Below are 9,665 nucleotides of genomic sequence, written 5' to 3'. Positions count from 1 at the left end.
TCACGCACACCGGTGCCTGCTGCTCGAAATGCTTCATCACCTCGTCAAACACTACCTGGCCCCTGCCGTTGAACAGGTCGCCAGGTTACCAGGTTTCTGTCCCCAAGACCTTGAAAGGGCTGGGTCTCACGCCGCACCTAACCGCTTGATAGCAAATCCACCTTTTGCGGCACATATAACACGCGAATTTCCAATCACACAGCACGGAGCTATACACATGAAAAGAACGCTGCTCGCCACGGCCTTACTCGGCGCCTTCGCTATTTCAGCTCACGCGCAAAGCAGCGTGACGCTCTATGGTCTTATCGATGCGGGATTGATCTACACGAACAATCAGGCCGGACATAGCAACTGGCAGGAAGTGACCAGCTCGACGCAAAACACGGTCTTCGGCCTCAAAGGCTCGGAGGATCTCGGTGGTGGCTTGCATGCGGTCTTCAAGCTGGAGCAAGGGTTCCTTCTGAATAACGGCGCTCAGGCTTTCTCCGGCGATGGATTCGGCTCACAGGCGTGGGTCGGTTTGCAGAGCGATGCATACGGCACCTTGACGTTCGGCCGCCAGTTTGACGTGATGAACGACCTCGTCGGACCGCTCACGGCAGGGTCCAACACGTGGGGCGGCAACATGGCTGCGCATCCGTTCGAAAACGACAATCTTGCTGCGGACTCGGTCGTTGTCAACAATACGGTCAAGTACGCGAGCCCGACTTACCACGGCGTCACGTTCGAAACGATGTATGCCTTCAGCAACAAGGCAGGCAGCTTCGCGAACAACCGCTCATACGGCTTCGGCGTTTCCTATACGCAAGGGCCTGTCAATCTTGCCGCCGGATACCTGCAGTTCAACAACGCAGGCAGCGCAGGCGGTGCCGTTACCACGGGCGATACCAGCGCGAACTTCCTTGCACAACGCCAGCGTGTCTGGTCGCTTGGCGGTAACTACACGTTCGGACCGGCTACCGTTGGCTTCGTCTGGAGCCATACGCAGATGGACAATGCGTCGGGCGTCTTCTCGTTCGGAACCGGGACTTATCTCGGTGCAGGCGACTCTTCTGCCGGAAGCTTGAGCGGCTCGCTTCGCCTCGACAACTACGAAGCGAACGTAAAGTATGCGCTCACGCCTGCGTTGAGCGTATCGGGCGCGTATACCTACACGCATGGCGCCTATAACGGCTCGTCGCCGGGATGGAATACGGCGATGCTCCAGACCGATTATTCGATCAGCAAGCGCACCGACTTCTATCTTGAAGGCGTCTATCAGAACGTGCACGGTGCACCTGCGGACTCGGTGCTCTCGCATGCCATGATCAACACGCTCTCGCCTTCGTCGTCGAACTCGCAAGTGGCGGTCACTGTAGGCATGCGTCACACGTTCTGACAGGTCTCCATCACGCTACCAGCGATGACGCACGCCTGCGCACGATCAGGTGTACGTCTCCGTTCCACCGCGTCAAGACGTCTCCCGGCGTGCGTTCACGCCGGGTCTCGCAGCGTTTTCGTGTTCTCACGCTAGCGTGAATCTGTACGCTTTGCATGACAGCTCTCCTCGACTGAGAATGGCTACTGTCAGCGGACGTTCGCCCCGACGGTTCATTCGCTACGAATGGCATGGCGCTCGAGAACCAAGCCGTCCGACCACTTTCTCCTGAGCCCTGCGGCGCGCGTACCAGCCGCAGCGCGTGAATCCCGAATCGCCACACCTTTGGCAACGAGCGCTCCCCTCCTGCCAGCGTGAGGCCATGGGCACCTAACCGCAATAGTCCGCTTTCTACCTGTGCCGCTCCCTTGCATTCCTCCGCGAGTTACTCAGCTAATTCAAGCGAGGAATAGCTAGCCGCCCCTGCAAAATTCATTTTGCGAATTGAAGCAAGCCGCGCGATGGATGTAAAGACGGCCTCATGGGTGCGAAGTCGACGAACGGACGCAAGACCGGAAAAAGGAAAAAGACGGGCCTGACGCCCAGGCGGCCGATCGCACGCAGCCACCAGCTCAGGTTGTAGCCGCGGCGCACCGTACGGCATATAACGGCCTCGGTCACAGAACATCGATTTTGTTGCCGGGAACAAAATCGAGGACGATCTCTCTGGTGACGCCGCCAAATGCCTCGAATGCCCGCACATGGCAAGCCAGCAGCGTTTCGATACGCATGTCGGTGACAAACTCCGCGTAGCTGACGCGGTTGTAGCCCAACGTCGCAACGAACTCCGCGAGCATGCCGAGCTTGTGTCCCGGCTTACGAAACTCAATTCAGTCCATCTGCATCTGATGGCCCGGTTCTGTCTCGAATCTGACCACTGGGTCGGGGCGTGCAGCGGGTCGAAGCTTCTGCAGATACTCCTGCACCCGGCGTAACCCGCCCGTGTAACCGCGCTTCTCAATCTCCCGCTTGAGCACCGTCGCCGGAATCCAGTCCAGCTTCGCTGCTTCGACGCGACCCTGTAGATAGGCCTTGAACGGCGCAAGCTTGCCGACAACTGGCTGATGGGCTTTACGTTGCGGCGGACCCGATTCCAGATACTTCCTGACTGTGTTGACTGCCACGCCGGTCTCGACAGCGATGTCCCGGAGGCTGTTTCCCTGGCGACGCAGAATCTCGATTTCTGTGTAGTCCTCATAGCTGATCACGGGTCGCCCAATAGGAGCGACCCTACAACGAGGTGTATCAATTCCTAAGCCGGACGAGCCGGAACCAAACAGGTAGTACGATCCGTAGCCATATAGCCAGCCGATGCCGAAGTGAACCATGAAGGCAGATCTGATTGAGCGTTACGCGGAGAATCTGCACGGCGTGCTGTCGTGCTTTGACCGGATCCTGATCACGGGCACGCTGCCCGGTGCGTGCTACGCGCTGGGCATGACGGGTTTTCTGAACGCCCACCGGATTCGCATATTCGACTACGCCGGGTTCGCCGAGCCCCTGCGCGAACGCATCCGTGAGCGCGCGCAAGAGGTTTGCGCCGCCGCCGGCATCGGGATCGAGCACGTCAGCAAGAGCCACATCCGCAAGGAAGACCTGGTGGCGCGCGTGCTGCAGGCGCGTGGTGATGCGCCCGGGCTGGTGCATGTCATCTCGGCAATGGAGGCCTGCCCGAGCTACAAGCCGTGGCACGACAAGAACAGCGGCAAGACCTACCTGCGCCCCGAGACGGGCAAGTGCCTGCACTACTACTTCTACTTCATCGATGACGAACTCGGGCTGTGCTACCTCAGGGTCCCGACCTGGGCACCGTTCGGCTTGCAGTTCTACTGCAATGGCCACGGCGCCGTGGCCCGTGCGCTCAGGCGCGACGGCATCGGGTTCGTGCAGGCCGACAACGCCTTTTTACGCATTGCCGATGTGGACCGTGCACAGGCCATCGCCGATGCGCTGAGACCCGACATGCTGCATGAACGGCTGGACCGCTACGCGCAGTGGCTGTGCCCGGTGCTCGACGTGTTCGGCCAGACCTACCACTGGAGCCTGCGGCAGGCCGAGTATTCCACTGACCTGATGTTCCGTAGCGAACAGACGCTGGTGCCGCTGTACGACGTGCTGTCGCGTCAAGCGGTGCTGGCCGCGCACGCCGCGAAAGTAGCCAGCTTCCTGGGCAAGAAGATCTCGCCGCAACTGGCGCAGGAGATCGGCTCGCGGCTGTCCACCCGCATCGAGGGGCGCTGCATCAAGCACCACATGGGCGTTGCCAGCGTCAAGGTCTACGACAAGTTCTCCCATGTGTTGCGCATCGAGACCACCATCAACGACGTGAGCTTCTTCAAACACCACCGCAAGGTGGAACACAGGAACGGCCGAAGCACCTACGAACTCGCAGCGTTGAGGAAAACCATCTACAGCCTGATCGACCTGCGTGAGATCATGCTGGGCTGCAACCAGCGCTACCTCGCGTTTCTGTCGAGTCTCGAGGACCCCAGCGCAGGTGAGCGCGACCTTCAACGTTTGAGCCAGTCCCGCGTGGGCAGTGATGAGCGCAAGGTCAAAGGCCTGAACTTCTTCGACGGCTGCGAGCAGGCACTGCTGCGTGCCCTGCAGCGCGGCGAGTTCAACGTGCATGGCCTGCGCCGTGCCGATCTGGCCAGGCATGTGGACATGAGCGCCCCGGCGCTGTCCCGACAGCTCTCGCGACTGCGCACACTCGGTTTGATCAAGAAGGTGGCTCATACCTTCTACCGCTACTACCTCACACGTCTGGGCCGTGCCGCCATCGCTGCTGCCTGTTCTCTCACCCGTTTCAGCATCGTTCCCGTTCTGGCCGCAGCACACTGAAGTCTTCTCACAAATCGCGAAGACTTAACTCCTTAGCGACTAACTGCGTTGCTGTATCAATTTACAACTGCGCGCGACATCGGCCGGCGCAGAAAGCTCCGGTACGCGATTGCGTCTTCCGCGGTTAGTGACGACAGCGCCCGCCCGCGTTCGATGATTGCACACAGGATCAGACGTTCGGGCTCCTTGCGATAGGCGCGCTGGGTGTAGACGTCTCGTGCAGCGCGAGCCAGGCCTGCACCGCCTGGTAGTTGTTGGATGCTGATCTTTGCTGCTGTTTGATCGTTCGCTCGGTCACCATGGCTCGCGGAAGGGGCGCAGCTCCGCGAGGAAGGACCAGCCATCGCGGCATTGATGGGCGAGATGAAAGACTTCTTCATTCAGCTGGCTGAATGAAGAAGTTGTCGGAAGCATCCGGAAGGCGCTCGCGCGCCCAAGGAACCTCGATCACCGCATCAATGACGAGATAAGCGACATGCACACGCCCTTGGGCCTGAGATCGCTGCGAGAATCCTTTGCGCAGCCTTGGTGGGCGCGAAGCCCGCGAAGTTCGCCTTTCCACGCAGCGCCGCCGTGTTGCAGGTCACGATCAACGCGCCATCGCCAGCCTTGACCATGGCCGGCGTCGTGAGCTGGGCAAGGTTCAGAAGCGCCAAGGTGTTCGTCGCGAAATTGCGCGCAAATGCTTCGGGCTCCACCTCCATGAAGGTGCCGAATGCAGCGCTGACCGCATTGTGCACCACCACCCTGGGATCACCGACCGGGGCGATCGCCACCTCAAGCGCCGCCCGATCCGCATCGCGCGCCAGCATCGCCACACGATAGCCGCTCTCGGAAAACCGACTCGCGATCGCGGCGCCGGTTCCCGGACCGACGCCGGTGACAAGCGCAAGGGGCGTTACCGCACCCACCACAGTCAGGCTTTTGCCCCTCCGATATAGGCGCCGAGGTTGAGTTCAATCTCGACCAGCCCCTTTTCGGCGATCCGCTGCCCGAAGCCTTGCATCCGAGCTTGGAAGCCCGGCCAGGAGAGGGAGTCCACATATTCGCCATAGGCTGCGAGCAGATCGCCCGGCGGTGGGAGCGATGCCCGGTTGATCTGAGCCTTGCCTGCTGCCAGCGCCTGCCGGTCGAACGAAGCTAGGCGGGCAGCCAGCTTCTCGACGTACCCGTCAAGCTCGGCGTCGGGAAGGGCGCGCGTCACCCATCCCCACTTCTCCGCCAGATCGGCATCATAGTCGGCGCTGCTCAGGATTGCTTCTAGGGCGCGATCCCGGCCGACGAAACGAGGCAACCGTTCGCTGCCGCCACCGCCCGGAAGAATACCGGTGCCGACCTCAGGCTGGCCGAAGATCGCCTTCTCGCGACTGGCGTAGCGAAGATCGAAAGCAAGCGTCAGTTCGTTGCCGCCGCCTCGGGTCCCGCCCCGGATGGACGCGATGCTGATGAACGGCGCCTCGGTCAAACGCACGACGAGATCGGTCCATGCCGGCCGGGCATCGGTACCCGGCAGAACCGGGAAGTCCGTGGCATGGGCCAAGTCGAAGTGGTTGAAGAAGAACTCGGCCAGACTGCTGGTGAACAGCACGACCTTTATGTCGGGATCCTCGCTCAACTCGACGACGATGTCGTGCAGCCGTGAGACGGTCTCGGGCACGATCAGGTTCGCGGGCGGGTTCGAGAATGTGACCCTGGCGATATGGGGGATCAGCCGTTCCAGGCTGACGGTGCTAGCTTGTGTCATCTTCCGCTCCTGTCAAACTGTTTGCGGCGGCCGCCGCCTTAGGTTCACGCCGCGGCGAAGAAACGTGCTGCCTCTTCGGCGAATTCTTTAGGAAACTGGAAGTGCGCGCCGTGGCCGGAATCCGGGTAGAGGATCAACCGCGCATCCGGCAGATGCTGCTGAAGGATGTAGGCGTTGATGGTCGGGACCATGATGTCGTTCTTGCCATTGACGACGAGCGTGCGCTGTTTGATCTTCTTCAAATCGCCGTAGCGGTCTGTCGCGGGAATCGCGCCCCATTTGGCGAGGGCGACGAGCTGGGCCTCGGCGACCTGGGGCTTTGCTTCTGGTTCGCGGTCCACCTTTCGCGCCGCGATCCGTTCGAGCCAGGCCTTGCCCGCCGCGTAGCTCGTCGGACTCTTCGAAAAGAACAGGTCGAGCGTGCGCTCCTGCGGGGTGCTGTTGGGTCTATCGACGATCGCCTGCACCTCGGGCGTATACTCCTGCATGCCTTCGCCGCCCGACGGGCCGGTGCCGGCGAGGAGGATGCGCCGCACCAGTTCGGGTGCATCAAGCACCACCTGCTGCGCCACCATGCCGCCGAGCGAGAAGCCGAACAGATCAATCTCCTTGAGACCGAGCGCCTTGACGAAGGCGATGATGTCGGCCGCAGTAGCGGGGATCGAGTCCGGCATTTCGCCACCCGAGCGGCCAACACCCCGATAATCGACCAGAATCACCGGGCGGTCTTGCGCCAAGCGGTTGGTGTGGATCGGATCGAAATTGTTGATCGTGCCGGTGAAATGCTGAAAGCACACCACCGGCGGGGCGCCTTCCTTGCCGAAACGCCGGTAGGCGAGGCTCACACCGCCGATATCCTGGAACTGGGTCCGCGCGCTGCCATACAGATTGCTACTCATCTTGCCCTCCTGACTATCTCTGACCTGTATTCATGATCGTTATCATGAATACAGGTTTTATACTTTATAGTTAATCTAAGAGTCAATGAAGGTGTTGGAGAATTTTCCGAGATGAAAGTCAGTCGTGATCAGATGGCCAAGAACCGTGGCAAGATCCTGGAGGTGGCAGGTCACCTTTTCCGCGAAAAGGGCTTCGAGGCGGTCAGCGTGGCAGAGGTGATGAACGCCGCCGGCCTTACCCATGGCGGTTTCTATGGCCACTTCAGTTCCAAGGACGACCTGATCGCCCAGACGCTCGCTAATCTCATGACTGGCGACGCGACAGGCGATTTCGACCTGTCTTGCTACATCGATGAATACCTTTCGCCGCGTCATCGGGACAACCCCGGCGCTGGCTGCCCGACCGCCGCGCTGGTCGCGGACACAACCCGTCAAGCCCAGGCCGCGCGTGCGGCGTTGACCGCCGGCATGCGCGCCCAGATCGACCGGATCAGCAAGAGCTCACCGGGTTCCGACAGTGCGCAAAAGCGTCGCGCAGCGATTGGCACTTGGGCGGCGATGGTCGGGGCGATGGTCCTGGCCCGGGCGAGCGACGATCCGGTGCTTTCCGACGAACTGCTCGAACAGACGCGCGTATGGATCGAGGCGTGATCGGCATAGGGAGCGGCCATCAGGCCGCGCCCCTGCCACGACGGCATCGTGGGGCGCATCGGCAATGAGGCAGATGCCCATCGATAAACCGGTTGACCAGCGTCTCGCTGAGATCGCAAAGGGCAACATCCTGTCGCGAGACCCAGCGGACGAAGTGGACGACACTCCTGAAGTAGCGCTCCAATGTCTCCCAGGCATAACCGCGTTCAGTCAGATATTGGACGTACGCATCTGGATGCGCTTCCAATGCGGTCCTGGCAAACCATCGTTGGGCAAGAATATGCCCGGGTTTAAGGCGCGAGTACGTGGACATGGCAACTCTCCTCGAAAACACGAAACAGCACGAGGAAAGTACTCCAAGTTATGGAAGCTCGTGAGAGGTCGGATACCACTGAAAACAGGTGCTATGCCCCATATCCGGCGCTCAACCTTCCATAACTTCAAACTGACGATAAGCTCTCTCTGGGGTGTCCATTTAACCGGAGTCAGCGATTTGCCTCCACGGGCGGCTCGGCAAAGGTCGCTCCAAGCTGGGCGGATATCCGCGTTGCCGCGGCGGCTTTGGAGGAACAGCGTTTGGGCTCTGGTTCATAACAAGGTCCTGGTAACGAACCGGCCAGGGGCGACAGCAAGCTCTATGACCCGGTGGAACAGCATCCCTGGGCTACGTGAGCTGCGGCTTCGTCTGCCCGTCCTGTGGGCATTCGTGAGGATGGCGGCTTGGGGACGACAGAATCGCCCGGGTCTACGCTCAGCTCCGGTTAAATGGACACCCCAGAGCTCTCTTATAGAATCGTTTCTATAAAAGGGCCAACTGGATGTTCGCCGGCTCGCCGCGTGATGCTCGAGCGGCCGCCACGATGTATTCACTGATCGGCACAGCACGTCTGAACAGAATCGAGCCCTATGCGTGGCTTGAGCGCACGCTTGAGCAGTTACCATCGTACCCTGTCAACCGCTTACACGAACTGTTGCCGCTCGCCGGATAAACACCTCCCCACCCATGGACATTCTCGACTCGCTTCGGCAGGCGCCCAGCGCCGAGTTGTATCGCCTCTATCTCGCCATCGGCAAAATGTTGGACGACCCGCGGCGTATTCTCGAAGTACGCCAACGCTTGCACCTGGGAATGGAGGTCAGTTATATCGGCGGCGATCCGCTCGCACCGCCTTCACACGGAACGGTGGTGGAGCTGCGGCAAACCCAGGCGGTGATCCAGGACAACCAGAGCCGTCAGCGCTGGTCGGTGCTATACGCGGCGGTTATCCCCGACACTGCGAGCGGCCCAACTCGCGCTCCCCCGTCGCCGCCACCGCGAGTACAACGGGAGGAATTCTTCATTGGCGACACCGTTGGCTTCACCGACAAACATCTGAGTGAGCGGGTCGGCATCATCGTCAGGCTCAACGCGAAAACCGCGTCTATCGCCGTCAATGATTCGGAAGGCCATTGGAGGGTCTCGTACGCGCTGTTGCGAAAGATTGTCGACATCTAACCGCGCGATACCGTCAACACTGGTTCCGCTGACGGATACGATTTGTCCGCAACGGCATCCGTTGATGCGCCGCCGATTTACGAATTTACCAGAATCGATGGAACGAAAACCCGCGTCGTTATCGACGAGCGCCGCGCGACCGGCATCCGCAAGATGGGCAGGTGGCCCTCGTTGTTGCTGAGCGGTTTTGACATTGAGGGTTGATGTTTCCAACATCGACGTTAGTTGCGTTAAACAGTCCATTTTGTTAACGCCTGCGCGCAACGCCAGCCACCAGAGCAACCCGCACCGTCCACTCTCAAGTGGGCAATCGCCTTGCGCCTGCGTGACTGGTCGCCAGGGCCACTTCCGGAGGGATATTGCAGAACGCACACCGAGTCGAGACCCACCGAAGTCCGCGCCCCCGGGCTTGCGCTCCGGCATATCCTCATGGCGGCAGGGGTCGGCCGGCGCCCACGAAGCGGCCAGCCGTGACTCCGAGGCTTCGTCTGGTAGCTGGCGGCAACATGGGAAACATGATTTCGCGCCCTCCTACCGAAGTCGAAGCACAGCAAGCTGTTCCCTCACCCCGCACGGAAAAATATTTCCCAAATATTGATCTTTTGCTCATCTCAA

9 protein-coding genes and 2 pseudogenes are annotated in these 9,665 nt (G+C 60.5%); 6 read left to right on the top strand and 5 right to left on the bottom strand.

Annotated features, from left to right (window positions below; genetic code table 11):
• The first annotated feature begins 217 nt into the window (after positions 1-217).
• Positions 218-1,378, top strand: coding sequence for a porin (locus GNZ13_RS40700; RefSeq protein ID WP_172175844.1), 1,161 nt, complete (start codon positions 218-220; stop codon positions 1,376-1,378).
• Between the two features lie 689 nt (positions 1,379-2,067).
• On the opposite strand, the pseudogene istA reads toward GNZ13_RS40700, so the two are convergent.
• Positions 2,068-2,625 (bottom strand): annotated as a pseudogene (gene istA / locus GNZ13_RS40695) (IS21 family transposase); the annotation flags it as partial.
• Positions 2,626-2,743: 118 nt separating this feature from the next.
• On the opposite strand from istA, the gene GNZ13_RS40690 reads away from it, so the two are divergent.
• Positions 2,744-4,261 carry an ArsR/SmtB family transcription factor gene (locus GNZ13_RS40690; RefSeq protein WP_172175842.1) on the top strand — a complete coding sequence of 506 codons (1,518 nt, stop codon included), beginning with the start codon at positions 2,744-2,746 and terminating at the stop codon, positions 4,259-4,261.
• 71 nt (positions 4,262-4,332) lie between these two features.
• On the opposite strand, the pseudogene GNZ13_RS51770 reads toward GNZ13_RS40690, so the two are convergent.
• From GNZ13_RS51770 to GNZ13_RS40675, 4 genes and pseudogenes are all read right to left on the bottom strand, one after another.
• A pseudogene (locus GNZ13_RS51770) lies at positions 4,333-4,526 on the bottom strand (integrase); the annotation flags it as partial.
• Between the two features lie 190 nt (positions 4,527-4,716).
• Positions 4,717-5,073, bottom strand: coding sequence for an SDR family NAD(P)-dependent oxidoreductase (locus GNZ13_RS40685; protein WP_236002402.1), 357 nt, complete (start codon positions 5,071-5,073; stop codon positions 4,717-4,719).
• Between the two features lie 104 nt (positions 5,074-5,177).
• A complete protein-coding gene (locus GNZ13_RS40680) occupies positions 5,178-6,005 on the bottom strand; it encodes an enoyl-CoA hydratase/isomerase family protein (protein WP_172175840.1) in 828 nt (275 codons plus the stop codon).
• A 44-nt stretch (positions 6,006-6,049) separates the two neighbouring features.
• Positions 6,050-6,850, bottom strand: coding sequence for an alpha/beta fold hydrolase (locus GNZ13_RS40675; protein WP_216675225.1), 801 nt, complete (start codon positions 6,848-6,850; stop codon positions 6,050-6,052).
• A 186-nt stretch (positions 6,851-7,036) separates the two neighbouring features.
• On the opposite strand from GNZ13_RS40675, the gene GNZ13_RS40670 reads away from it, so the two are divergent.
• The 4 genes from GNZ13_RS40670 (at position 7,037) to GNZ13_RS40655 (ending at position 9,254) form a co-directional block, all read left to right on the top strand.
• The gene (locus tag GNZ13_RS40670) at positions 7,037-7,555 is read left to right on the top strand and encodes a TetR/AcrR family transcriptional regulator (protein ID WP_236002401.1); all 519 of its coding nucleotides are present in this window, start codon (positions 7,037-7,039) and stop codon (positions 7,553-7,555) included.
• Positions 7,556-8,373: 818 nt separating this feature from the next.
• Complete coding sequence (locus tag GNZ13_RS54465; RefSeq protein WP_172175834.1) at positions 8,374-8,544, top strand: transposase domain-containing protein; 171 nt, start codon at positions 8,374-8,376, stop codon at positions 8,542-8,544.
• A gap of 14 nt (positions 8,545-8,558) precedes the next feature.
• On the top strand, positions 8,559-9,050 hold the full coding sequence (locus tag GNZ13_RS40660) for a hypothetical protein (RefSeq protein ID WP_172175832.1): 492 nt from the start codon (positions 8,559-8,561) through the stop codon (positions 9,048-9,050).
• A 42-nt stretch (positions 9,051-9,092) separates the two neighbouring features.
• Positions 9,093-9,254 carry a hypothetical protein gene (locus tag GNZ13_RS40655; RefSeq protein WP_172175830.1) on the top strand — a complete coding sequence of 54 codons (162 nt, stop codon included), beginning with the start codon at positions 9,093-9,095 and terminating at the stop codon, positions 9,252-9,254.
• Positions 9,255-9,665 lie beyond the last annotated feature (411 nt).

It is taken from the genome of Paraburkholderia elongata (genome assembly GCF_013177735.1).
GTDB classification, from domain to species: domain Bacteria; phylum Pseudomonadota; class Gammaproteobacteria; order Burkholderiales; family Burkholderiaceae; genus Paraburkholderia; species Paraburkholderia elongata.
The sequence above is the reverse complement of the archived record's forward strand: the minus strand, read 5'-3'. Positions and strand labels throughout refer to the sequence as shown.